The following is a 23260-nucleotide window of genomic DNA, read 5'->3' on the forward strand; positions in this document are numbered from 1 at the left end:
ACCCCGTGCGCTACACCGACGCCCCGGCCCGGCGACAGGAGCTGCTGGACCGGCTGGCCGCCGCGGGCTACGTCGCCTCCGCGGATGTCGCCGCCGCACTCGGGGTCTCGGAGATGACGATCCGCCGCGACCTGCGCCGGCTGGCCGACGACGGCCTGGCCCGGCGGGTCCCCGGCGGAGCGAGCCTCCCCGACGCGCGCGGGCCCGAGCCGTTCGAGACGCGCAGCGGCAGCGCCCGCCCGGCGAAGCGCGCGCTCGCCGAGGTCGCGGCCGCGCTCCTCACCGAGTCGAGCACGGTCGCCCTCGACGCCGGCACCACCGTCGCCGAGATCGTCGACCTCGTGCCCGAGGGCGTCGGCGTGGTCACCCACTCCCTTCCGGTCATCACGGCGTGCGCCGCGGCGGGCGGTCGAGAGGTCGTGGCGCTGGGCGGCTTCTACGAGCCGACCACCCGGTCGTTCACCGGCCCCGCCACCTGGAACGCCGTGCGTGAGCTGACCGTCGACGTCGCCGTGCTGTCCTGCTCCGCGCTCGACGACCGCGGCGTCTACTCCGCCAACCCCGTCGACGCCGAGATCAAGCGCGCGCTGATCGAGGTCGCCGACCGCGTGGTCGTGCTCGCCGACCGCCACAAGGTCGGGGCCCGGGCGGCCGTGCGCTTCGCCGCCCCGGAGGCCGTGCACGTGGTCGTGACCGACGCGGACCAGGAACTCACGGCGTACGCCGAGGTCGTGCGGGTCGATGCCTGAGCCGGGTCCGCTCCTGGGCGTCGTCGCCGACGACTTCACCGGGGCCTGCGACCTGGCCGCGACCGTGAGCCGGGCGGGCGTGCCGGCGACCGTGCTGCTCGACGCGACGGCCGCGGTGCCCACCGTGGCGTGCGTCGTCGTGGCGCTGAAGTCGCGCACGGCGCCGGTCGACGTCGCCGTGGCGGAGTCGGTCGCGGCCGCCCGCGCCCTGCGCGCGGCCGGCGCACGCTGGATCTACCAGAAGTACTGCTCGACCTTCGACTCCACCGACACGGGCAACATCGGACCCGTCGCCGACGCGCTCATGGACGAGCTGGGCGCCGCCACCGACCTGACGACGCCGGCGACGCCGGCGCTGGGGCGCACCGTCCATCGCGGGCACCTCTTCGTGGGCGACCGGCTGCTCTCGGAGTCACCGCTGCGGCACCACCCGCTGACGCCGATGACCGACCCCGACCTGGTGCGGGTGCTCGGCCGCCAGACCTCCCGGCCGGTCTCGCGTGGCGTCGTCGGGCCGGGCCACGTCGTGCTCGACGCGATCTCCGACGACGACCTCGACGCGCACGCGCGGCTGCTGCTCGAGCGGGCTGCCGCGGGGCACGTCGACCTCTGGGGCGGCGCCTCCGGGCTCGCCGCAGCGCTCGCCCGGGCGCTCCCCCGATCGGCACCGGCCGCGACGTCCGCGCCCGTCCCCGCGGGGCGGCGTCTGGTGATCGCCGGGTCGTGCTCGGAGCAGACCCGCGCGCAGGTGGCACACTTCCGCGGCCCGTCGTACCGCGTGGCGCCCGGCGACGTGTCCGGTGCCCTGGCCTTCCTGACCTCGACCGACGGGACCGCACTGGTCTACACGAGCGCGGCGCCCGCGGAGGTCCTGCCCGGTGCGGCCGCCGAGATCGAGGCCACGCTCGCCGCGATCGCCCGGCGCGCCGTCACCGAGCTAGGAGTGGCGCAGCTGCTGGTCGCCGGAGGCGAGACCTCGGGTGCGGTCTGCCGGGAGCTGCGGCTGACCGCCCTCGACGTGCGCGAGCACGTCGGTCCGGGGCTGGCCTGGTGCAGCCCGCTGCCCGACCCCGGACTGCGGGTGCTGCTGAAGTCCGGCAACTTCGGCGACGACGACCTCTTCGACGAGGCCTGGCTGTGAACCCGGCGCACGACGCGGTCGTCCGTGCCGCGCGGCGGCTCGCCGACCGGGGTCTCTCCCCCGGCAGCTCGGGCAACCTCAGCGTCCGCGTCGGCGACGAGCTGGTGATCACCCCCACCGGGATCGGGTTCGCGGACGTCGCCTCGTCGGACCTCGCCGTGGCACCGGTCGAGGGGGGTGCTGCCTCCGCGGGGCGTCCGTCGAAGGAGCTGCCGCTGCACCGCGCGGTCTACGCGCGCCGACCCGACGCCGGTGCCGTCGTACACCTGCACGCGCCCTGGTCGGTCGCGCTGTCCTGCCTGCCCGCGTCGTACCGACCGTGGCTCACGCCCTACCAGGTCGCCAAGGTCGGCCCGCTTCCGCTCGTGCCCTACGCCCTGCCCGGCTCCGCCGCGCTGGCCGACGCCGTGGCCGAGCGCGCCGCCGACGCCGCCTGCCTGCTGCTCGCCAACCACGGCAGCATCGCCGCGGCCGCGTCGCTCACCGCCGCCGTCGACGCCGCCGAGGAGCTCGAGGCCGCCGCGCGGCTGCTGCTGACGGTACGGGAGCTGCCGTACGCCGAGCTCGCCGCGCCGCAGGTCGAGGAGCTGCGCACCCGGCTCTGAGGCCCGGTCTCAACCGCCGAGCAGGCCGTCGACATCGGGCAGCTGGTCGAAGCGGGAGAACGTGCCCGCTTCGGCGATCTCCGACGCGGCCTGGAGGAACCCGCCCCAGGCCGTGCGCGCGAGCGTGCCGCCGACGCTGATCCGCCGCACCCCCAGCCGCGCCGCCTCGGCGACGGTGATGAAGGGCGCGTTGACCAACAGGTTCACCGGCTTGGGCGCCACCGCCGCGACGATCGCCGAGATGTGGGCGTGGTCGTCGATCCGCGGAGCGTAGAGGCAGTCGGCGCCGGCCTCGGCGTACGCGCGAAGCCGACGGATCGTCTCGTCGATGTCCGGGCGCCCACACACGAATCCTTCGCTGCGGCCGGTGAGCACGATGCCGGTGCCGCTCTCGTCGATCGCCTGCCGGGCAGCCGCGATCCGCTCGACGGCCAGCTCGAACTCGAACAGCGGCTCCGCCTCGTCGCCCGTCGAGTCCTCGATCGAGAGTCCGGCGATCCCCGTCTCCGCGGCCATCCGCACGTTGGTCGCCACGTCGGCGGGGTCCACCGCGTAGCCGCCCTCGAAGTCCGCGTTGACCGGCACCCGCACCGCGCCCGCGACGAGGCGCAGATGGTCGAGCACCTGGTCACGCGCGACCTGGGCGTCGGCCCGACCCAGCGTCCACGCCATGCCGGAGCTGGTGGTGGCCAACGCCTGGAACCCCAGCTGCTCCAGAGCCCGGGCGCTCCCCGCGTCCCACGGGTTCGGCATCACGAAGCACCCCGAGGAGTGCAGCCGCTGGAACTCGGCGATCCGATCCTCGGGCATGTCCACCACCACCTCTTCGGCCACTCGGTCCGGCAACCCCACGATTCTCGCGGACCCACCGCCGGCGCGCGACCCATGGCCCGGACCTGCTGCCGCACCTCTCACGTCCGGCGGTGGAACTGGACCTTCCCGGTGGGGAGGTAGGTGGTGTCGTAGCTGGGGTCGTGGGCGCGGTTGTGGTGCCAGTGGCAGAGGCTGACGCCGTTGTCGAGGTTGGTGGTGCCTCCGTCGGTCCAGCGGGTGCGGTGGTGGGCGTGGAGTCCGGTGGTGTGGTCGCAGCCCTCGGCGGTGCAGCCGTGGTCGCGGAGGAGCATCGCGACCCGCTGTGCTTCGGTGAAGTACCGCCGCTTCCTGCCCAGGTCCAGCGGGAGGGAGTCGCCGCCGAGGACGACGGGGATGATCCCGGCCTCGCACGCGAGCCGGCGCGCCTGTGCGGGGCTGATCTTCTCCCCGGTGTCCAGGACACAGGCCTTCTCGAGCCGGCCGAGGAGGACGTCGAGGTCGATCAGCACGGTCACCGTCGCGTTGACGCCGCCGATGTGCGGCAGCTGGTCGGTGGGGTAGCGCTCGATGAGCTCGCACAACGCCTCCCCGAGCGCCTCCGGGGTCGGCCGGCGCTCCACACCCGCACCGGCGCCGTGGGTGGCGGCCTGGTGCTTGGGTGCGGTGATCGCGCTCAGCGCCTTCTTCAGCGCGGCGGCGTGGTAGGTGGGGATGGTGAAGGTCCCGTGGGCCTGGCCCTGCCCGTCGTCGTACAGGGTGAACCGGCACGCCTTCGCCGCGGCGTTCTCCTCGGCTTCGAGTTGGGCGGCCTCGTGGGCGTCGGCCTCCTCGGGCGCGATCACCTCGTAGAGGTGCCGGCCCAGGTGGTTGAGCGCCTTCGCGTCGTGATCGCGGGCCTGGGCGAGCAGATGCTGCTCGGCCCTGGCCAGTGTCTCGGCGTCGAGGGTGTCGGGGAGCCGGTCGACCCAGCGCAGGATCACCCGCGCCTGCTCGACCAACACCCGTCCGGCTGCGAGGGCATCGCGGGTCAACGAATGGGCCTCGAGGTCGTGGCCGAACCGGACCGCACGGTGTGCCTCTGCGCGGGTGGTCTTGGTCTGGTGGGCGAGCCAGTTCGCCGCCGAGGAGGCGCCGACCTCGGAGCCGATGTGGAGGTCGTCGGCGTGCGCGGCGACCCGGGCCTCGAGCTCGGCCAGTCTGGCCTTCGCGCGGGTCAGCGCGGTCAGGGTCTGGCCGGTCTCGGCGGGGTCCATGGACCACACCGAGGCGTCGGTGACGGCATCGAGCTCGGCGTGGACGTGCGCGACCGCGGCACTGACCCGGTGTCGGGGTGTCGCGATCGCTGTCATGGGTCCACTCAAGCACCGGCCACCGACACTGCGAGGCTCAGAACCCGCTAATTCACAGGGGTCTGGGTCGGCGGACTCATGCGGTGGTCGCAACACCCTCGAGCGGGAGGGGTTGGTTGGGATGCCGGCTGGTCGTCCGCGTGCGCCACGGGAGTGGGAGTTCCGGTTCTGGGCAGGGATCCGGATGGGGCTCTCACGCGACGATGCGGCGGCGCATGCCGGCGTGTCGCACGCGATGGCTCTGCGCTGGTTCAACGATCGTGGCGGAGTGATGCCAGTTGCGTCGGCGGGCGCGCGGACCCGCACGTTGAGCTTCGCCGAGCGCGAGTTGATCGGTGTCCTGCGGGCCGCTGGCATGGGTGTGCGGGCGGTCGCCCGCGAGCTCGGTCGCGACCCTGCCACGATCAGTCGCGAGCTTCGACGAGTTCGGCTCCCCAAGGGGCACTCGGTGCGGGTGGGCTACCGTGCGTCGGTCGCCCAGGCCGACGCGGATGTGAAGGCGCGTCGACCCAAGCCGGCGAAGCTGGCCACCAACCTGCCGCTGCGTCGCGAGGTCCAAGACAGGTTGGGGAAGAATCACAGTCCTGAGCAGATCGCGGCCAGGCTGCGCGAGGACTTCCCCGACGATCCGGAGATGTGGGTGTCGCACGAGACGATCTACCAATCGCTCTACGTCCAAGCCCGCGGCGGACTCAAGCGGGAACTAGTCAAGCACCTGCGCACCGGACGCGGCACGCGTAAGCCCCGTTACACCGGGGAGAAGCGGCGCGGCCGGCTCCCGAACATGGTGAACATCTCCGAACGACCCAAGCAGGTCGAGGACCGTGCCGTGCCCGGCGATTGGGAGGGCGATCTGATCCTCGGGTCGTTGGCGTCCGGGTCCGCGATCGCGACCATGGTCGAGCGGGTCACCGGCTTTACGATGCTGCTGCACATGTCCGGTGACCGCAGCGCGGAGTCGGTCGCGGCAGCGATGGTGGCCAAGATCCCGCAGCTGCCCGAGCTGCTGCGACGATCGCTGACCTGGGACCAGGGATCGGAGATGGCCAAGCACGTCGAGATCGCCGGGGCCACCGGGCTGAAGATCTACTTCTGCGACCCGCACTCGCCCTGGCAGCGCGCGATCAACGAGAACACCAACGGCCTACTGCGTCAGTACTTCCCCAAAGGCACCGACCTGTCCCAGTGGGGACCTGGCTACCTCGACCTCGTCGCGTCCGAGCTCAACGCCCGACCACGCAAACGCCTTGGCTGGCGCACACCCGCCGAGGAGCTCGAACGGCTACTGTCCGAACAGTCAGATCCACCGGGTGTTGCATCCACCGGCTGAATCCGCCGTCACGAACAGGTCACGATCCAGTGTCTCGTCCACACCCGGACCGACGTCCTGTGGAGGGGGCGCCTTCCTCAACCACCGTGTGTCCCGACCGCAGGTCGGCGTCCTTCCGATAGGCGCCCAAGTCGTCCGGAGACAGGGCGGTCAAGGGCGCGAAGCGGCGAAGCGAACCCTTGACCGCACTGGCGGAGGACGAATACTGGCGCCGCCGGGAGGACGCCAACAATCGCTGTCTCCGGGGGCACCGCGCCCGGCCCGACGTACCCGACCACCCCTGCGGTGGTTTCGAGACAGGCGCCGGGGCGCCTTCCTCAACCACCGTGCCCGTCGTTTCGAGACAGGCGCCAGCGCGCCTTCCTCAACCACCGCAGCTGGGGGCGAGGCGGCGCCTTCCTCAACCACCGTGCCTCCGACCGACCCGCAGCGTGACGACCTGGAACGGCCCGAGGTCGAGCGTGACCACGTCGCCGTCGACGGTGAGCGGCGCGAGGGCGGCGACCTCGGCGTCGGATCGCTCGTGCAGGTCGACGACCTCCACGGAGGCGTGGTCGAGGCCGAGCCGCAGTCGCGCGGACGTGCGCCCGCCGAGCGACTCGTAGAGCCGCACGACGACGTCGCCGCTGCGGTCCTCGGCGAGCTTGACCGCCTCGACGACCGCGGCACCCGACTCGACCACGACCAGGGGGGCGACGTCGGCGCCGGGCGCGGGGCGCAGCGGCAGGTTGATCCGGTAGCCCTCGCGCACCGCGTCCGCGATGTCGGCGCCGGGCACCAGCGCGTAGCGGAACGTGTGGGTGCCGCGGTCGGTGCCGGGATCGGGGAAGTTCGGCGCGCGCACCAGCGACATCCGCGCGGTCGTGGGCGACGGCCCGCGGCGGTCGCCGGAGCCGGCGCGCGTCACGTCGTGGCCGTAGGTCGTCGCGTTGACGAGCGCGACGCCATACCCGGGCTCGCCGACGTGCAGCCAGCGGTGGGCACAGATCTCGAAGCGGGCGGCGTCCCACGAGGTGTTCGTGTGCGTGGGTCGGTGGACGTGTCCGAAGCCGATCTCCGAGGTCGACCGGTCGGCGTGCACGGCCAGTGGGAACGCGGCCTTGAGCAGGGTCTCGCGATGCTGCCAGTCGACGGTCGTCTCGAGCTCGACCCGGCCGGCGCCGGGCGCGAGGCGGAGCCGCTGCTCGAAGGTCGACGGCCCCTCACGTCGTACGACGAGCACCTCGGCCGCGCCGTCGTCGGCCACCGAAGCCAGCACCGAGTCGGCGGCGACGAGATCGGTGCACCGCGCCCGGTAGTGGGGCTCGATGTCCCACGCGTCGAACTGCGTGGGGTGGTCGGGGTGCAGCTGCAGCAGGTTGGCCGGGCCGGCCAGCACCTCGCGGCCGGCCCGCAGGTCGAGCACCGACACCAGCACCCCGGCGGCGTCGAGGCGCAGTTGCAGGACGCCGTTGTCGATCACGATCCCGTCGTCGGAGCGCTCCAGCGAGACCTCGCCAGAGGCCGCGACGACCGGACCCGCCGAGAGGGCGGGCACGCCGTCGACCTCGAACGGCGCGGCGTTGAACGCCACGTCACCGGTGCCACCGAGGGCGGAGACCGCCGATCCGATGATCCCCTCGAGCGACGACGCGAGGTCGGCGTACACGGTGCGGGCCTCGCGGTGCACCCACGCGATCGAGCTGCCCGGCAGGATGTCGTGGAACTGGTTGAGCAGCGCCGCGCGCCAGATCCGGTCCAGCTCGTCGTAGGGGTACGCCGCGGCCGCGCGCACCGCCGCGGTCGTGGCCCAGAGCTCGGCCTCGCGCAGCAGGTGCTCGGTGCGCCGGTTGCCCTGCTTCATCGCGACCTGGCTGGTGTAGACGCCGCGGTGGAACTCCAGGTACATCTCCCCGGACCACACCGGCGCATCCGCGGCGTACTCCTCCTCGGCGGCGGCGAAGAACTCGGCGGGGGTCTCGACCGCGACCCGCGGCAGGCCCTCGAGGTCGGCGAAGCGCGCGGCCCGGTCGAGCATCTCGCGGGTGGGTCCGCCGCCGCCGTCGCCGTACCCGAACGGCAGCAGCGACCGGGTGGCGGCACCGCTCTCACGGAACCCGCGCTGGCCGCGCAGCAGCTCTTCGGCGGTGACCTCGGCGCTGTAGGTGTCGCCGGGCGGGAAGTGGGTGAAGACGCGGGTGCCGTCGATGCCCTCCCACCAGAAGGTGTGGTGGGGGAAGTCGTCGGTCTGGTTCCACGACATCTTCTGCGAGAGGAACCAGCGCGCCCCGGCCAGTCGAGCCAGCTGGGGCAGCGAGGCGGTGTAGCCGAACGAGTCGGGCAGCCACACGTCGCGGCACTCGACGCCGAGCTCGTCGCGGAGGAACCGCGCTCCGTGGACGAGCTGGCGCGCCATCGCCTCGCCGCCGGGCAGGTTGGTGTCGGCCTCCACCCACATGCCGCCCGCGGGGACGAAGGTGCCGGCGGTGACGGCGGCGCGGATGCGTTGCCAGAGCTCCGGGTAGTGCTCCTTCATCCAGGCGTACTGCTGGGCCGAGGAGCACGCGAACCGCAGCTCGGGGCGGGTCTCCGCGAGCGCGACGACGTTGGAGAACGTGCGCGCGCACTTGCGGATCGTCTCGCGCACCGGCCAGAGCCACGCGGAGTCGATGTGGGCGTGACCGACCAGGGAGACCCGGTGTGCGCTGGGGTTGGCCGGTGCCGCCAGGAGCGGCGCGATCGCCGCGCGGGCGGCGGTCGCTTCGGCAGGGACGTCGTCGAGGTCGAGCCGGTCGGCCATCCGCACCAGGCCGACCAGGATCTGCTCGCGCCGTGGGTCGCCCTCGGTCAGCCGGTGCGCGAGGTCGAGCAGCACCTCCACGTCGATCGAGAGGGCGCGCGCCTCGTCGTCGATGACGACCAGATCGGCGCGGTTGAGCCGATACAGGGGCGCCGAGCCGGCGGTCGACCGCTCGCCGAGCGAGGTCGGGGTCGTGCCGCGCAGGGTGGGGTTCGAGGCGGCCTCGACGTAGACGCCGACCCGGCCGTCACCGTCGAGCGGCACGTACGTCGTGCGCGGCTCCACGCCCTTGATGATCGAGCCGTCCGCGCGGTGGGCGAGGCCCTCGGCCTGGAAGCCCGGCCCGCCACCGCTGAAGCCGAGGTCGACGACGAGCTCGGCCGACCGCCCGCGCATGCGTTCGGGCACGTCACCGGTCAGGCGGAACCAGGTGGTGCCCCACGGCGGTCCCCACGGCATGCCGACGGCGCCCGGCTCGTACGCGCGCGCGACGGCCTCCGCGAACGGCACCGGCTCGCCGGGGAGCTGGGTCCAGGTCACGTCGAGCGGGTGGGTGTCGACCTCGGCGGCCGCCCGGATCCGGGCGAGGACGCGGACGAGGCGGTGGCGCTCGTCGTACAGGTTGCGGTGCACTCGCTCATGCTCCCGTCGCGGTGAAGGTGGTGTCGAACGTTCGTCGAGCGAGGTCGGCGCGCAGCTCGGCGCGGTGCTCGCCGCGCGTCCAGGTCAGCACGAGCACGCCGTGACCGTCGGCCGCGCACGCGAAGGTGCCCGCGAACGCCGGGTGCTCGCCACGGGCGCGGATCAGCCCGAGCTGACGTCGTACGACGTCGCGGTCGAGCGCGGCCTCGATCTCCTCGGTCGAGTAGCGGTGCCGGTTGATCTCGCGGCCGACGCCGGTGGCGCGGAAGAGGTCGACGTCGTTGCTGCCGGCGAGCAGACCGACGTAGTAGACCTGCGGGCGGCCGGGCGTGAAGAGCTGGAAGGCCCGGGCGAGCAGGTAGGCCTCGTCGTCCTCGCCGAGGACGCTGTAGAAGGTGGAGTTGACCTGGTGCGGCAGCGCCGCCCAGGCGACCGCCGTCGAGGCCCGCGCGGACTCGCCGTCGGTACGCCGGGCGGCCGCGTCGAAGACCGCGCGCATGTCGTCGTCATCCATCAGGCCCGGCCACTCGCGGGCGGGGCCGGCGTCGACGACGCCGATGCCGTCGTGGGTGTCGAGCACGGTGATCGCGTTCTGCGGGCGGACCCGCAGCCACTCCTCCAGGCGCGCCGTCTCGCCGGTCTCGAGCGCGTGCAGCAGCAGCGGCGGGAGCGCGAAGTCGTAGACGAGGTCGGTCCTGGCGGCGACGGCGGCCTGCTGGCTGTGGTGGGCGTGCACCTCAACGAGCACCTCGAGCCCCTGCTCATGCGCCAGCGCAGTGATCTCCTCGACGAACGACAGCGTCTCGTCGGTCATGAAGCTGTCCGTGCCGGCGGTCTTCACGGCGTAGCCGACCGCGTCGAGACGCACCGTGCGCACCCCGCCCTCGGCGAGCGTGCCCATGACGCGGACGAGGTGGTCCCGTGCCACGGGATGCCGGACGTCGAGGTCGACCTGCGACGGCAGGAACGTCGTCCACACGAGCCGGCGGGTGCCGTCGCCCATCTGGTACGGCGTGAACGGCAGCCCGGCGCGCGGACGGTAGAACGCCGTGATGCCGGCCTCCGTCCCGCCCTCGGGGAAGACCGTGTCGAAGGTGAGGAACATCCCCGCGTGCGGAGAGTCCGCGCCGCGCGCCAGCCAGTCGCGGAACTCGGCGGAGTCGGCGGAGACGTGGTTGACGATCACGTCGGCGGTGACGTCGAGGCCGCCGTCGCGCATCGCCTGCACGTCCGACCAGTCGCCGAGGCGTGGGTCGACGACGGTGTGGTCGACCGGGTCGAAGCCCGCGTCGGCGCCGTCGTACGGCGTGAAGAACGGCAGGACATGGACGCCCTCGAAGACGGCCAGCGGCCCCTCGGTCAGCAGCCGCCGCAGCCCGGCGAGATCACCTCCGAACCGGTCGGCGTAGGCGAGCAGGTGGACCCCGTGACGGGCCTCGGGTCGATCGGTGTGTGACATCGATCCCACAACGTAGTCGGTCCCCTCCCGGTCCGGCAACGATCACGCCTAGGGTGTCGGCCGTGAAGGTCACCGTCATCGGCGCAGGTTCGACGTACACCCCCGAGCTGGTCTCCGGACTGGCCGCCCAGCGGTCGCGCCTGGCCGTCGACGAGCTCGTGCTCATGGACATCGACGCCGAGCGGCTCCAGGTCGTGGGCGGGTTCGCGCAGCGGATGCTTGCCCACCAGGGACTCCCCACCGACGTCCGGCTCACCACCGACCGCACCGACGCCGTGCGCGACGCCGACGCCGTGCTGGTGCAGCTACGCGTCGGCGGGCAGGCAGCGCGGCTGGCGGACGAGACCTTCCCCCTGGAGTGCGGCTGCCTGGGCCAGGAGACCACCGGCGCCGGCGGGCTCGCGAAGGCCTTGAGGACGGTCCCGGTGGTGCTCGACATCGCCGACGAGGTGCGGAGGATCGCCAAGCCCGACGCGTGGTTCATCGACTTCACCAACCCGGTGGGCATCGTGACGCGCGCGCTGCTCGACGCCGGCCACCGGGCGATCGGGCTGTGCAACTACGCGATCGGCGTGCAGCGCTGGATGGCGCGGCTGCTCGAGGTCGATCCCGTCCGCGTCGACGTCGACCCCGTCGGCCTCAACCACTTCTCGTGGATGCGTCGGGTCTTCGTGGACGGCGAGGACGTGCTGCCCCGGCTCCTCGACGAGCGCATCGACGAGCTGCTCCAGCGCTCGCCGTTCCCCGAGCACCTCGTGCGGATGCTGGGCGCGCTTCCGTCGTACTACCTGCGCTACTACTACTTCCACGACGCCACCGTCGCCGCGCAGCGGGCGGAGCGACCGCGCGCTGCGGTGGTCGCCGACCTCGAGGCGGAGCTGCTCGAGCTCTACCGGTCGCCCGACCTCGTCGAGAAGCCCGCGCAGCTCGAGCATCGCGGCGGTGCGTTCTACAGCGAGGCGGCCGTCGACCTGCTCGCGTCGCTGCACGCCGACGAGCCGACCACCCACGTGATCAACGTGCGCAACGACGGCCTGATCCCCGGGCTCGCCGACGACGACGTCGTCGAGACGCGCTGCCTGGTCAGCCGGACCGGGGTCGAGCCGCTGCCGCAGCCCCAGGTGCCGCCGGTCATGCTCGGCGCGATCCAGCACGTGAGCGCCTACGAGCGGATCGCCGCGCGCGCCGCGCTCTCGGGCGACGAGGACGACGTACGCCGCGCCCTGCTGGCGCATCCGCTCGTCGGCCAGTGGGAGCTGGTCGAGCAGCTCCTGCCCCGGCTCCTCGAGACCAGCGCCGCGCACCTGCCACGGTTCGCGCGATGACCGGACTCGTCCTCGGGGTCGACGTCGGCAACTCCAAGACGCACGTCGCGGTGGCCGACAACGCCGGGGTCGTGGTCGGCGCGGCCGCGGGGACCGGCTGGATGTCGGGCGACCTGACCGTCGACACGGCCGTCGACCACGTCCTCGGTCTGGTCGAGCGGGCCTGCGGACGGCGTACCGGCTTCGACGCAGCGGCGATCGCGATGGCAGGACTCGACCTGCCAGAGCAGGAGCGGGAGATGGCCGACCGCTTCGCCGCCGTCGCGCCGACCGGACGGTCGTCGGTCGTCAACGACACCTTCGCCCTGCTCCGCGCGGGATCGCCGACCGGCGAGGGCATCGCCGTCGTCGCCGGGGCGGGGATCAACTGCGTGGGCGTGCGCGGCGAACGCGTCGCCCGGTTCCACTCCCTCGGGCGGCTCAGCGGCGACTGGGGCGGTGGGTACGACGTCGGGGCCGAAGCGCTGGCGCTCGCCTGCCGGGCCGAGGACGGCCGCGGCGACGCCACCGCGCTCGAGCGGCTGGTGCCCCGCCACTTCGGCCTCGATCGGCCACTCCAGGTCAGCGAGGCGGTGCTGGCCGGCACGATCCGGCAGGACCAGGTGCTCGACCTCTGCCCGCTGGTCTTCACCGCGGCCACCGACGGCGACGCCGTCGCGCGGTCGCTCGTCGAGCGCCAGGCCGAGGAGGTGGTGGCGTTCGTGACGACCTCCGTACGCCGACTCGGGTGGGAGTCGGGCCCGGTGCCCGTCGTGCTCGGCGGCGGGCTGCTGCAGTCGCGCAACCCGGTGCTCCTCGACGCCATCTGCACCTCGCTCGACGACCGGCTCGAGGTCACGGTCAGCGACGAGCCGCCCGTGGTCGGCTCGCTGCTGATGGCGCTCGACCTGCTCGGCGTACGCCCCGCCGAGCGCAGCGGCCTGGCCACGGGACTGCGGTCCCGCCTGGGTTGACGATCGCCGGCCCGCGTCTGACATTTGTCGCCGCCGATCGACGACATCCGCCCCTGCACCCGCCCCGGTCGCGTTCCTAGCGTGGACGCACCGCCTCATCGGGAGGCGACGAAGGAGGAGTGAGATGGGTCAGCTGGTCGGAGAACAGGTGCAGGAGCGATCGCGATCGTGGCGGGAGGACCTGCCGGTGGCCGCGGTCGCGGCCGTGGCATCCGGGCTCGGGTGGGCGGTGGCCCGCCTGGCCGGGTCGGACCTCGCGGTGCAACCCGGGTCGGAGACCCAGCACGTGGGCGTGGTCTCGGTCCTCGTCACCGCGGTCGTCGTGACGATGGTCGCGGGGTTCCTGCTCCGGGCGCTGGAGCGGCGTACGCCGCGCGGGCGGCTCATCTGGACCTGGGTGGCGGTCGGGGTGCTGCTGGTCTCGCTGCTGATGGGCCCGCCGGCAGCGACGTCGCTCGCCGACGGGCTCGTGCTCGCCGGGCTGCACGTCCTGGTCGGGGCGATCGTCGTCATCGGTGCGCTGCGCCGCCAGGCGTCGTAGCGTGAACGCCGTGTGGAGGCGCATGCGGTGCAACTGGCGGCGCAACGCGTCCGTGCTCGTCTGGGCGATCCTGCTGCTGCTCGGACCGATCCTCGACGTCCACGGCACCCCCGGCGAGGTCGCCGTCCAGGTCGTGTTGATCCTCGCCATCGCTGCTTCGGCCGTCGTCGCGGGTGCGACCGGAGGACCACCCTGGCGCTCCGCCGTGCCGTACGTCGCGCTGGCGACGCTCGCGGCGGCGACGATCGGCGGCGCCGCTCTGGGCAACAGCCAGTGGCTGTCGACCTGGGTCCTGCTGGCCAACGCGCTCGCTGCCGTGCTGCCGCGTCGCGCGCTCGTGGTCGGCGTGCCGGTGACCGTGCTGGCCTCGATGTGGGCGGCATGGCGCATCGAGCCGCACGAGTGGGACCGGGTCTGGGCCGAGGGCCTCGTGGTGCTCCTGGCCGGCGTGGCCAGCGCGGCGTTCGCGGCGCTGATCGACACCGTGGCCGAGCTCCGGCGTACGCGCCGGGAGCTGGCGCGGGCGGCCGTGTCCGAGGAGCGTGAGCGGTTCTCGCGCGACCTGCACGACCTGCTCGGCCACACCCTCTCGGTCATGGTGGTCAAGGCCGAGGCGGTCCGGCGGCTCGCCGATCGCGACCCGCAGGCAGCCGCGGCGCACGCCGCCGACATCGAGCAGATCGGTCGACGCGCCCTGGTCGAGGTCCGTCAGGCCGTCGACGCCATGCGCGCCCCGACGCTCGACGAGGAGCTCGACGGTGCGGTCACGGCGCTCAGCTCTGCCGGGATCTCCGTCACCCTCGACCGCGACAGCGTCGTCGCCGCCGACCGGGCCGCCGACGTGCTCGCCTGGGTGGTGCGTGAGGGCGCGACCAACGTGCTGAGGCACTCGGGGGCGTCGACCTGCCGGATCGAGATGGCCGAGCGGGACGACGGGGTCGCGCTCGTGATCAGCGACGACGGCGTCGGGGCGCCGAGCACTCCGGGCGACCGCCCGGGTGGCCTCGCCGGACTGCGTGATCGCGTCACGGCCGCCGGTGGCGAGCTGCGGTGCGGATCCGTCGAGGACGGTGGCTTCCGGCTGACCGCCACGATCCCCGGAGGCCGCCGATGACGCGGACGATCCGGGTCCTGCTCGCCGAGGACCAGACCATGATGCGCGGCGCCCTCGCCGTCCTGCTCGAGCTCGAGGACGACATCGAGGTCGTCGCCCAGGTCGCCGACGGGAGCGCCATCGTGCCGACAGCACTGGCGACGGATCCCGACGTGGCACTGCTCGACATCGAGCTGCCCCACCTGTCCGGGCTCGACGCCGCCGTCCAGCTGCGCGACGAGCTGCCGACCTGCCGAGTGGTCATCGTGACGACCTTCGGGCGACCGGGCTACCTGCAGCGGGCCATGTCGGCCGGCGCCGCAGGCTTCCTCGTCAAGGACGGGCCGATCGAAGGGCTGGCCGACGCCATCCGCCGCACCGTGGCGGGTGAGACCGTCGTTGACCCGGAGCTCGCCGGCCGGGCACTCAGGATGGCGCCCAGCCCGCTCACGGCGCGCGAGCGCGACGTGCTCGCGGCCGCCGAGCAGGGCTCGTCGGTCGCGGACATCGCCACCCTCCTCCACCTGTCGGCGGCGACGGTCCGCAACTACCTGTCCGACGCGATCGGCAAGACCGGCACGCGCAACAAGACCGAGGCGGCCCTGCTGGCCCGCAGGAACGGCTGGCTCTGACCGGATCGCTCGTGACGATGCGATGACTTCGGCCTGTCTCGCCGGTCCACAGGGAGTACCCGTTCTCAGGCCGAAGGAGCGCACCATGGTGCAGGTCAGCAGCAACACGTCGAACGCAGGCGCCCGACATTGAGCGCCGGGAATCCATTGGCGCGCAGGATGTTCGAGCTCGTCGAGCCGATCGGGGTGATCCCCTACTCGGCCGACGAGCCCAACGAAGCGATGTTCGCACTCGGCTTCACCGACTACTGGGACACCTACTTCGCCGGCCGGGCCGCCCCGCTGGGCCGCTCGGTGCCCGCGGACGTCGTCCACGCGCTCTTCTACAACTTCGCCCCAGGTGAGGTCGCCCGCCACATTCCGAAGGTCTGGGGCACGACCACCCCGGACGCGGCGCTCGCCGCCCGGCAGGAGGGCTGCGCCAACGCGCTGCGCCGGATCCTGGGTGACCTCGTCGACTCGCCCGACTTCGCGCGGGCCGTCGAGCTGCTCAGCAGGGCAGCGACCAGCGCCCCGCTCGAAGGGCGTCCCATGTACGCCGCGCTGCGTACGCTCCCCCTGCCGGAGGAGCCGGTGGCCCGCCTCTTCCACGCCGCCTCGCTGCTGCGTGAGCACCGCGGCGACGGCCACATCTCCGCCCTCATGACCGAGGGCATCGGCGGCCTCGAGGCGCACGTTCTGGTGGCCCTCGACCTGGGGATCCCCGCCCCGACGTTCGGCCGGATCCACCACCTCCCGTCCACGCTGCTGACCGACCTGGTCGACGGGATGAAGGCGCGGGGACTCGTCGAGGACGAGGCGACGTTCACCCCGGCCGGCCGCCGGACCAAGGACCGTGTCGAGGCGCTGACCGACCGCCTCGCCCTCGCGCCGTACGAGATCCTCGATCCGCGCGAGGTCGACGAGCTCATCGCCGCCCTCGAACCGCTCGCACGCAGACTCACCGCCGCCCAGGACCCGAGCTGAGCCGGGGCACCGCTGCTGACCCCTGACCGAGCTCGACGTAGCGAAGCGCCATCCCGACGGGGGACGAGGCGGTGTCAGCGTCTCAGCCTGCATGGGCACACGTGTCCGCAGGTCAGCGGTCCCGCAGTGCGCGCACGAGCCCCTGCTTCTTCGTCGACAAGTGGGCCTCGATCCCGAGCTCGGCGGTGCGCTCGCGCAGCTCCTCGGCCGACCACTCGTCGTACGACCCGCGGTCCCCACCCTGCGCTGCGCCTTCGGGCGCGACGTGTGGTGGCGCAACTCCGCGTGCCGCTCGTCATCCTTGACGCTCGGGCCGCCGCTTCCGGGCATGCTTCCCGAACTCATCTGAGCAGGCAGCTGCACGGCGGGGTACCGATCCCGCCGGGCATCCACGCGACGCGTCGTCGGCTCACCGCAGGTTTGCTGCCGCCCATAGCACGAAGGTCGCTCTGGGCCGTCGGGTCGTGGGAGTCCACGATCAGCAAGCCGACGGCCGGTTCCCCGAGCCGGTGCATCTCGATGCCGGGGTGTGCACGTCGTCCTCCTGTCGCCACGGGAGACGGCATCTCGACGGACACTTCGGGTACGCGGGAAGCATGGCAGCCCGAGTGCCCGGAAAGATCGAGCTCGTCCCCACCGTCCAGGTGAAGGACCACGACGACCTCGCTCGCGTCTACACGCCCGGCGTCGCTGACGACGTGAGACGTGTCGCGTCCGATGACTCAGTCCTCGCACAGGTCACGGGTGTTGCCAACCGGATCCTCGTCGTCACCGACGGTTCGGCGATCCTCGGCCTGGGCGACGTTGGTCCGCGGGCCGGCCTGCCGGTGATGGAGGGCAAGTCGGCGCTCTTCAAGCGCTTGGCCGGCATCGACGCCTGGCCCCTGCCGCTGCGCAGTCGTGAGATCGACGACCTGGTCCACACGATCGCGGACGTCTCGGTGGCGGTCAGCGGGATCAATCTCGAAGACGTCGCCGCACCCCGCTGTTTCGAGCTGACCCGGCGCCTGCAGGACGAACTCGACGTACCCGTGTTCCACGACGACCAGCACGGCACCGCCATCGTCGTGCTCGCGGCTCTGCGCAACGCCCTTCCCCTTGTGGACAAGGAACTCGCGGACGCCTCCTTCGTGGTATCGGGAGCCGGTGCGGCGGGCAGCTGCATCACTCGACTGCTGCTCGCCCAAGGCGCAACCCGGATCGTCGTCTGCGACAGCCACGGAGCGCTGCACCCGGGCCGAGACCTTGAGGGCGAGAAGGCCTGGCTCGCCGAGCACACCAACCCCGCCGGCATCACCGGAGGCCTCGCCGAAGCCCTCGACGGCGCCGACGTGCTCGTCGGCGTGAGCGCACCCGGCCTCGTCGACGAGGCCATGCTCGAGTCCATGAATGTCGACCCCGTGCTCTTCGGCCTGGCCAACCCCGATCCGGAGTTCGATCCCCGAGTCGCCGCGTCCTGTGGCCGCATCGTCGCGACCGGACGCAGTGACCTACCCAACCAGATCAACAACGTTCTCGCGTTCCCAGGAGTCTTCCGAGGACTGCTCGACGGACCAGTGAGACAGGTGGACACGGGGTTGATGGCCAGGGCCGCCGACGCCATCGCCAGCCTGGTCGATGACCCCGGACCGGACTCGATCATGCCCGACGTCTTCGACAGCCGCCTGGTCGATCACGTCGCCGCCGCCGTCGCGCGCCGAGGGTAGTCCAAAGGAGTGCGTCTGGTCCGCGCCTGTCGGCGCACGCCGACAGGAGAGGATCGCGGGCCACCCCGCGACCGCGAAGGGATCCCTGAACCGGGCGGTGACACCTGAGTCGATCAGTTCTGCACGGGCGGGCGCACGACGTCGACTTCCGGGACCTGTCCACATGACGCCCTGCCTGCGGACTCTTTGCAGTTCCATGACATGCAGCGCACGGTCCAGTGGCGCACTCGAAAGGTTGTGGCTGAATGCGATCATGAGGCCATGACTCGGCTCCTGATGCTCGAGGACGACGCTGGGTTGCGAGCGTCCCTCCGCATGGTTCTGGAGGACGAGGGCTATCAAGTGGTGGAGGCTGCTGACGCCGAGCGTGCCCTTGATGTGGTGGCGGGCCCAGCAGGCGTGGACCTGATGCTGGTGGATCTGATGCTCGGGGGAATGGACGGCTTCTCCTTCATCCAGCGTGCTCGGCCACAGACGGAGGCCCCGATCGTCGTCGTGAGCGCGCGCGACGGGGTCGCGGACATCGTCGCGGCTCTCGAGGCGGGAGCAGACGACTACGTCACGAAGCCCTTCCTCGTCGACGAGGTGAGAGCCAGATTGAAGGCGCTGCTGAGGCGTCCGACCATGGTGAGCACCTCGCGCACGGAGGCCGACGCGTTCGTGCTCGACGCTCAGGACGGACCGCTCGTATTCGACAGGGGCGCAGCCACCCTGGCTCGGGGAGACGATGAGATCCATCTGACCAACACCGAGTTCAGGCTTCTCGGAGTGCTTGCCGACAATGCCGGTCGGGTGCTCAGCCGGAGCTCGCTGCTTGAGCATGTGTGGGAGCGGGGATTCTTCGGGGACGAGCGGATCGTCGACGTGCACGTGCGCCGCCTGCGCAAGAAACTGGAGGCAGAGCCGAGCTCTCCCACGATCCTGATCACGGTGCGGGGACTCGGATACCGCCTCGACGTGCGATGAAGGGTGACCGGCCCCGGCGGGGGCTGCGGGCTTCGGTGACATTGGCGTTTGCCGCGGGCGCCTTGGCGTTGTCGGTCCTCCTCGCACTCGGAACCTACTTCTCCGCTCGGCACTTCCTGGTGCAACAGCGCGAGCGGACGGCAACTCGGCAGGCCTTCACGGACGGCGCGTTGGTGCGAGACAGCCTGCAGACCTCCGGCGCCCAGGTCAGCGACGTGCTCGGCTCGGTCTCACCCCCGGCCGGTGCGGTCATCTACCTCCGCCGACACGGCGAGTGGTACTCCTCGGTGCTCGACAGCGCCGGACCGGACCTGACCGCACAGGTCCAGCCCTTGGTCGCTGAAGGCGCCGTTGGCGTGGGATGGACCGACGACACGGATCCGTCGGCGGTGGTCGTCGGGATCCCCCTCCCGGCGGTGGAGGCCGAGTACTACGAGGTCTCGGTAGCCGAGGAGCTCGACCGGACCCTGTGGACCTTGAGCGTCGCCCTGGCGGTGTGTGCCGGACTCACCACGATCGCCGGCGTCATCGTTGGCCGGGCAGCGAGTCGCCGGGTCCTGGCGCCTCTGGAGCAGGTGACGCATGCCGCCGTCCGAGTGTCAGCGGGGGACCTGACCACCCGCCTCGGCGCCACACAGGACCCCGACCTGGCCGCTCTCGTCGGGTCCTTCAACCACATGGTCGACGCGCTACGGCAGCGCATCGAGCAGGACGCCCGATTCGCCGCTGACGTCAGCCACGAACTACGAACTCCGGTCACCACCCTGACCACGAGTCTGAGCCTGCTGGAGCGGTCGCCGGATCTCTCGCCGAGGTCCGCGCAAGCGGTTCGTCTCATGTCCGACGAGCTCTCCCGGTTCCGTCGTGCTCTTGAGGATCTCCTCGCCCTCGGCCGCCTCGACGCGGGCGGCTACGAGACGGAACCGTGCCTGACCGGCGCGCTCGAGCTGGTGCAGCAAGCGCTGCGAGCGACGGGCCATCCGCCCGGCCTGGTCGCCTCGCGTCCGGAAGGCGAACCCGACCCCACGCTGTGGGTAGACCGCGTTCAGATGCTGCGAGTCTTCACCAATCTGTTCCGCAACGCCGACCTTCACGGCGGCGGCCTGACCGGTGTCTCGATCCGCGACCGAGGTGATGTCGTCGACGTCCAGGTCGAGGACCGCGGGTCTGGCGTACCGACCGCCGATCGAACCAGGGTCTTCGAGAGATTCGCGCGCGCCGGGGGGAAGAAGACTGGCACGGGCAGCGGCCTTGGTCTGAGCATCGTCGAGCAGACCGTGCGCAACCATGGTGGCGATGTCTGGTGCGCCGATCGGCCAGGAGGAGGTGCGGTGTTCGTGGTGAGGCTCCCCTCCGCAGACGGTGCCGACCGATGAAGACCACGAGACCGGGGCGAGTCGCGCCCGTCTTGGCCGCCACCGCAGCGGTGCTGGCGGCTTGCGGCCTGCCGGGGGACGGGTCGGTGCGCGCGGTCGATGACGACACGGTGCCCTACCGACTCCTCGAATCCAGTACGCCGACCACGCCACCCTCATCGTTCGATAGCCGACCTGGTTCGGTTCCCGTCGTGTTCTGGCTCGCCGGCGACCGCCTCGTGCCGGAGGCGACCGACTTCGTGTGCACCGAGAGCCCTGCGGTACTGATAGAAGGGCTGCTGGACGCGCTGGCGACCGGCCCGTCTGAGGAGGCGCGTTCCGCCGGCAGATCGTCCGCGGTGCCGCCTGACCCCGGGCTCGACCTCATCGAGCTCGCGGACGGGAGGGTCGAGGTGGACATCGAGCCGGAGACGTCGCTCAGCGCCGAACGGCTGCCCGTTGCCGTTGGCCAAGTCGTGCTGACGCTCACGTCGGCTCCGACCGTCCGCTCGGTTCTTCTCGTCGCGAACGGGAAGGAGGTCAAGGTCCCGCTCCCGGACGGAGCGCTCACCAATGGGCCGGTGACCGCGGAGGACTACGCCGACCTCCTCCCCGATCGCCTCACCACGCCGCGGTCGTTCGGCTGTGCCCGCCCCTGAGCCGCGGCCACCGGTGACGATCAGCAAGTTTCCGCGACGATCCAATGCACCCAGTCTGAGCCGCTGTGCCCGACGCCCCACTCGTCCGCGATTGCGTCGAGGGTCGAGATGGTCGCGTCGACGTCGCGACTCGCTGTGCCCGGTAGGGCGGTGCTGGAACAGCCGACCCACCGCAGGTCGAGGCGCACCCGATCGAGATCCAGCCACCGGATGAGAAGGGTCATCCTCGAAGGCTCGAACCGCAGACCATGCGTCATGGCGGCGTGCGTGAGCGACACGAGCCGCTCACGATCGACCCCCGTGAGGGCACGGTCGTCCGCCCAGCGGTCCGTCAGCCGTACCGCAGTCTCGACGACCTCCCGGTGACACAGCAGGTCGAACCTTGCAACACCGGGTGGTGTCGCGAGATCAGCAGGCACTTCCTGCGGGACCGCCGCGTGACCTCCATGGCCCTCGGTCACGATTGCCTCACGAAAGGGATGCGGATTCGCCCGCCCACGGAGGACTCGACCACCGCGATCCCCAACAGGCCGATGCGCTCGAGGGCGGCCCGGCAACGCCGAGACGGGTGCTGCAACAGGAGTTCGACCCCTCGTGACGAGCAACGCCGCCGCGCCCACAGCAACGCCGCGATCGTGGTCGACGACACCTGTCCGATCACCGACATGTCGAGGACGAGCGAGCGCGGTCCGCTGCTCAGGGCGACATCCAATCGGCGGTCGAGATCGTCCAGGACATCGACCAAGCCAGCATTCGTCAGTCGGACGACCACGACTTCCTTCATCACCTCGTCGACGGGGGGCGCGGCCGCTGTCGGGACGACCGAGACCCGTTCGACCGCCCGGTGATCCGCGGCGTCGAAGCGATGCCATGTGCGCGATGACCGCATGGCCCCACGGTGCTCCGCCGAGATGACGCTTCGCTGACCCGCCACATTGCAGTCTCATGACCACCAGCGAGAGACGTTCGGACAGTAGCGGCGGATGTCTTGTGTCCAGCCGTCCGATGGGTCTGGATGGAACACCACGAAGAAACGACGACCAGACAAGGAGGTGAACGCCCCGTGCTCACCGCCCCTCCTCAGGACCGGACCGCACGGCTCGAACCTCGCCGCGCCGCGCGCCGAGAGGTCGTCCTTGCACGTCAACGCATCGCCGCGCTGCGCTTCGAGCGCCGCCGACTGCTCATCCAGCAAGTGCGACGCGCCTGCTGACGTCGGCTCGTCATGGTTCGAGGGGCGTTCGGGAGCTGGAGAGTGTCAGGTCCGTTCAGCAGAGTGAGTGGCGCGCCGACTTCGCCGAGCGCAGCTGGCGCTTCGCATGCTTCAACTGGTGCTGAGCTGTGCGCACCTTCTTCGCGGCTCGCTTGACGACACGGTGTGGCTTGTCTTGCGCTCTGGCCGAGCGGTGCGCCTTCTTGGCGCGCTTCAGCGACTGGCTCTTCTTCGTCGCCGCCTTCTCTCGGGCCGCGACCCGACCGATCGCGGAGTCGCAGGTGCCGCCGATGGTGAACTCCGTCCCCGCGGTCGCCATCGGATCGATGCCCTGCCGGCTGAGATACCCGCAGAGGCGGTACTTCCCGAGCGGCCGCCCGTCGAAGACCTGCGCCAGTTGGTAGGTCGGGTCGACCCGGTTCTCCCACCACCGTCCCCACCGCTCGTCGAGCTGGTGGTCATAGTAGGTGGCCTCCGCCAGCGCCGCCGTTGGCTGACAGGCCTCAGTTCGGGGCGCGAGGATCACCATCAGGTAGACCGAGCCGGTCCCCGGCGTCGCCGTGCCGGCCGCCGTCACCTCGAATGCGCCGCCTGTCGCCGGCACTCCTGGCGCGACGCTCAAGCTCATCGTGCTCGGCTCCGTCGCACCGACCGCCCCCGCAGTGCCCAGCGCCAACGATCCCGCTGCCGCCACGGTCACCAACACTTGCGCTCGTCTCCGTCTCAGCACTCTCGGCTCCTTCGTCGCGTTACGTCGGCGGTCGCCATGGTCTCGAGCGCTGCCCGCACGGGGCCGTGTCCACGTTAGGCGCCATGACCGGCCCGCGCAGTCGGATGGAGCGGATTCCCCTGAAACCGCTGGTCGAGACCGGGTGGTTGGAGGGTCCGACATTGCTGGCTCGGTTCTGAACGTAGGTGTCGATCACCAGATGCGACTCCTGGGCTTGCGGAGGTCGATGGCCTCCATGGGCTGTCAAACCATTG

21 protein-coding genes are annotated in these 23260 nt (G+C 71.7%); 14 read left to right on the top strand and 7 right to left on the bottom strand.

Annotated elements, in window-relative coordinates; translation table 11 throughout:
* Window positions 1-5: 5 nt before the first annotated feature.
* Genes PZ894_RS19550 through PZ894_RS19560 form a run of 3 tightly spaced genes read left to right on the top strand, consistent with a single transcriptional unit; the run spans window position 6 to window position 2495 of the window.
* Window positions 6-749, top strand: coding sequence for a DeoR/GlpR family DNA-binding transcription regulator (locus PZ894_RS19550; protein ID WP_275747397.1), 744 nt, complete (start codon window positions 6-8; stop codon window positions 747-749).
* Entirely contained in the window at window positions 742-1890 is a 1149-nt protein-coding gene (locus PZ894_RS19555; RefSeq protein ID WP_275747398.1) for a four-carbon acid sugar kinase family protein, read from the top strand. Before PZ894_RS19550 ends, PZ894_RS19555 begins: the two co-directional genes overlap by 8 nt.
* Window positions 1887-2495 (top strand): class II aldolase/adducin family protein, encoded by a 609-nt coding sequence (locus PZ894_RS19560; protein ID WP_275747399.1) that lies wholly within the window; start codon window positions 1887-1889, stop codon window positions 2493-2495. Before PZ894_RS19555 ends, PZ894_RS19560 begins: the two co-directional genes overlap by 4 nt.
* A 9-nt stretch (window positions 2496-2504) precedes the next feature.
* Here the strand turns inward: PZ894_RS19560 and PZ894_RS19565 are convergent, their stop codons facing one another.
* Together PZ894_RS19565 and PZ894_RS19570 are read right to left on the bottom strand one after the other, a co-directional pair.
* The gene (locus tag PZ894_RS19565; RefSeq protein WP_275747400.1) at window positions 2505-3305 is read right to left on the bottom strand and encodes an isocitrate lyase/phosphoenolpyruvate mutase family protein; all 801 of its coding nucleotides are present in this window, start codon (window positions 3303-3305) and stop codon (window positions 2505-2507) included.
* Between the two features lie 101 nt (window positions 3306-3406).
* On the bottom strand, window positions 3407-4657 hold the full coding sequence (locus PZ894_RS19570) for an HNH endonuclease signature motif containing protein (RefSeq protein WP_275747401.1): 1251 nt from the start codon (window positions 4655-4657) through the stop codon (window positions 3407-3409).
* 271 nt (window positions 4658-4928) lie between these two features.
* Between PZ894_RS19570 and PZ894_RS19575 the strand changes: the two genes are divergently transcribed.
* Complete coding sequence (locus PZ894_RS19575) at window positions 4929-5987, top strand: IS30 family transposase (RefSeq protein ID WP_275748040.1); 1059 nt, start codon at window positions 4929-4931, stop codon at window positions 5985-5987.
* 400 nt (window positions 5988-6387) lie between these two features.
* On the opposite strand, the gene PZ894_RS19580 is transcribed toward PZ894_RS19575, so the two are convergent.
* Window positions 6388-9399: a glycoside hydrolase family 38 C-terminal domain-containing protein gene (locus PZ894_RS19580; protein WP_275747403.1), complete on the bottom strand. Its 3012-nt coding sequence runs from the start codon at window positions 9397-9399 to the stop codon at window positions 6388-6390.
* Window positions 9400-9403: 4 nt separating this feature from the next.
* Window positions 9404-10867 carry a sucrose phosphorylase gene (gene gtfA / locus PZ894_RS19585; protein ID WP_275747405.1) on the bottom strand — a complete coding sequence of 488 codons (1464 nt, stop codon included), beginning with the start codon at window positions 10865-10867 and terminating at the stop codon, window positions 9404-9406.
* 62 nt (window positions 10868-10929) lie between these two features.
* On the opposite strand from gtfA, the gene PZ894_RS19590 reads away from it, so the two are divergent.
* The 10 genes from PZ894_RS19590 (at window position 10930) to PZ894_RS19635 (ending at window position 21063) form a co-directional block, all read left to right on the top strand.
* Window positions 10930-12192 (top strand): 6-phospho-beta-glucosidase, encoded by a 1263-nt coding sequence (locus PZ894_RS19590; RefSeq protein WP_275747406.1) that lies wholly within the window; start codon window positions 10930-10932, stop codon window positions 12190-12192.
* On the top strand, window positions 12189-13145 hold the full coding sequence (locus tag PZ894_RS19595; protein WP_275747407.1) for a BadF/BadG/BcrA/BcrD ATPase family protein: 957 nt from the start codon (window positions 12189-12191) through the stop codon (window positions 13143-13145). Before PZ894_RS19590 ends, PZ894_RS19595 begins: the two co-directional genes overlap by 4 nt.
* 124 nt (window positions 13146-13269) lie before the next feature.
* Window positions 13270-13686, top strand: a complete 417-nt coding sequence (locus PZ894_RS19600) for a DUF6069 family protein (RefSeq protein WP_275747408.1) — start codon at window positions 13270-13272, stop codon at window positions 13684-13686.
* A gap of 10 nt (window positions 13687-13696) precedes the next feature.
* A complete protein-coding gene (locus tag PZ894_RS19605; RefSeq protein ID WP_275747409.1) occupies window positions 13697-14800 on the top strand; it encodes a sensor histidine kinase in 1104 nt (367 codons plus the stop codon).
* Complete coding sequence (locus tag PZ894_RS19610; protein WP_275747410.1) at window positions 14797-15411, top strand: response regulator transcription factor; 615 nt, start codon at window positions 14797-14799, stop codon at window positions 15409-15411. The genes PZ894_RS19605 and PZ894_RS19610 overlap by 4 nt, the downstream gene beginning before the upstream one ends.
* A gap of 159 nt (window positions 15412-15570) precedes the next feature.
* Entirely contained in the window at window positions 15571-16377 is an 807-nt protein-coding gene (locus tag PZ894_RS19615; RefSeq protein WP_275747411.1) for a MarR family transcriptional regulator, read from the top strand.
* 596 nt (window positions 16378-16973) lie between these two features.
* On the top strand, window positions 16974-18083 hold the full coding sequence (locus PZ894_RS19620; protein ID WP_275747412.1) for an NADP-dependent malic enzyme: 1110 nt from the start codon (window positions 16974-16976) through the stop codon (window positions 18081-18083).
* A gap of 261 nt (window positions 18084-18344) precedes the next feature.
* Window positions 18345-19049: a response regulator transcription factor gene (locus tag PZ894_RS19625; protein ID WP_275747413.1), complete on the top strand. Its 705-nt coding sequence runs from the start codon at window positions 18345-18347 to the stop codon at window positions 19047-19049.
* Complete coding sequence (locus tag PZ894_RS19630; RefSeq protein WP_275747414.1) at window positions 19046-20425, top strand: HAMP domain-containing sensor histidine kinase; 1380 nt, start codon at window positions 19046-19048, stop codon at window positions 20423-20425. The genes PZ894_RS19625 and PZ894_RS19630 overlap by 4 nt, the downstream gene beginning before the upstream one ends.
* Window positions 20422-21063: a GerMN domain-containing protein gene (locus tag PZ894_RS19635; RefSeq protein WP_275747415.1), complete on the top strand. Its 642-nt coding sequence runs from the start codon at window positions 20422-20424 to the stop codon at window positions 21061-21063. Before PZ894_RS19630 ends, PZ894_RS19635 begins: the two co-directional genes overlap by 4 nt.
* A 20-nt stretch (window positions 21064-21083) precedes the next feature.
* Here the strand turns inward: PZ894_RS19635 and PZ894_RS19640 are convergent, their stop codons facing one another.
* The 3 genes from PZ894_RS19640 to PZ894_RS19650 all read right to left on the bottom strand — a co-directional run bounded on the left by PZ894_RS19640 (window position 21084) and on the right by PZ894_RS19650 (window position 22904).
* Window positions 21084-21524, bottom strand: coding sequence for a hypothetical protein (locus PZ894_RS19640; RefSeq protein WP_275747416.1), 441 nt, complete (start codon window positions 21522-21524; stop codon window positions 21084-21086).
* Window positions 21521-21952: an STAS domain-containing protein gene (locus PZ894_RS19645; RefSeq protein WP_275747417.1), complete on the bottom strand. Its 432-nt coding sequence runs from the start codon at window positions 21950-21952 to the stop codon at window positions 21521-21523. Before PZ894_RS19645 ends, PZ894_RS19640 begins: the two co-directional genes overlap by 4 nt.
* A gap of 379 nt (window positions 21953-22331) precedes the next feature.
* Window positions 22332-22904, bottom strand: coding sequence for a hypothetical protein (locus PZ894_RS19650; RefSeq protein WP_275747418.1), 573 nt, complete (start codon window positions 22902-22904; stop codon window positions 22332-22334).
* Window positions 22905-23260 lie beyond the last annotated feature (356 nt).

Source organism: Nocardioides sp. YIM 152315 (assembly GCF_029210375.1).
Classification (GTDB): Bacteria; Actinomycetota; Actinomycetes; order Propionibacteriales; family Nocardioidaceae; genus Nocardioides.

What these genes read in the sequence shown, in the direction of transcription:
- PZ894_RS19595 (WP_275747407.1), top strand. Translation starts at nt 12,189, where the DNA reads ATGACCGGACTCGTCCTCGGGGTCGACGTCGGCAACTCCAAGACGCAC.
- PZ894_RS19600 (WP_275747408.1), top strand. Translation starts at nt 13,270, where the DNA reads ATGGGTCAGCTGGTCGGAGAACAGGTGCAGGAGCGATCGCGATCGTGG.
- PZ894_RS19645 (WP_275747417.1), bottom strand. Translation starts at nt 21,952, where the DNA reads ATGCGGTCATCGCGCACATGGCATCGCTTCGACGCCGCGGATCACCGG.
- PZ894_RS19570 (WP_275747401.1), bottom strand. Translation starts at nt 4,657, where the DNA reads ATGACAGCGATCGCGACACCCCGACACCGGGTCAGTGCCGCGGTCGCG.
- PZ894_RS19555 (WP_275747398.1), top strand. Translation starts at nt 742, where the DNA reads ATGCCTGAGCCGGGTCCGCTCCTGGGCGTCGTCGCCGACGACTTCACC.
- PZ894_RS19565 (WP_275747400.1), bottom strand. Translation starts at nt 3,305, where the DNA reads ATGCCCGAGGATCGGATCGCCGAGTTCCAGCGGCTGCACTCCTCGGGG.
- PZ894_RS19615 (WP_275747411.1), top strand. Translation starts at nt 15,571, where the DNA reads ATGTTCGAGCTCGTCGAGCCGATCGGGGTGATCCCCTACTCGGCCGAC.
- PZ894_RS19635 (WP_275747415.1), top strand. Translation starts at nt 20,422, where the DNA reads ATGAAGACCACGAGACCGGGGCGAGTCGCGCCCGTCTTGGCCGCCACC.
- PZ894_RS19630 (WP_275747414.1), top strand. Translation starts at nt 19,046, where the DNA reads ATGAAGGGTGACCGGCCCCGGCGGGGGCTGCGGGCTTCGGTGACATTG.
- PZ894_RS19620 (WP_275747412.1), top strand. Translation starts at nt 16,974, where the DNA reads ATGGCAGCCCGAGTGCCCGGAAAGATCGAGCTCGTCCCCACCGTCCAG.
- PZ894_RS19625 (WP_275747413.1), top strand. Translation starts at nt 18,345, where the DNA reads ATGACTCGGCTCCTGATGCTCGAGGACGACGCTGGGTTGCGAGCGTCC.
- PZ894_RS19575 (WP_275748040.1), top strand. Translation starts at nt 4,929, where the DNA reads ATGCCAGTTGCGTCGGCGGGCGCGCGGACCCGCACGTTGAGCTTCGCC.
- PZ894_RS19650 (WP_275747418.1), bottom strand. Translation starts at nt 22,904, where the DNA reads ATGAGCTTGAGCGTCGCGCCAGGAGTGCCGGCGACAGGCGGCGCATTC.
- gtfA (WP_275747405.1), bottom strand. Translation starts at nt 10,867, where the DNA reads ATGTCACACACCGATCGACCCGAGGCCCGTCACGGGGTCCACCTGCTC.
- PZ894_RS19610 (WP_275747410.1), top strand. Translation starts at nt 14,797, where the DNA reads ATGACGCGGACGATCCGGGTCCTGCTCGCCGAGGACCAGACCATGATG.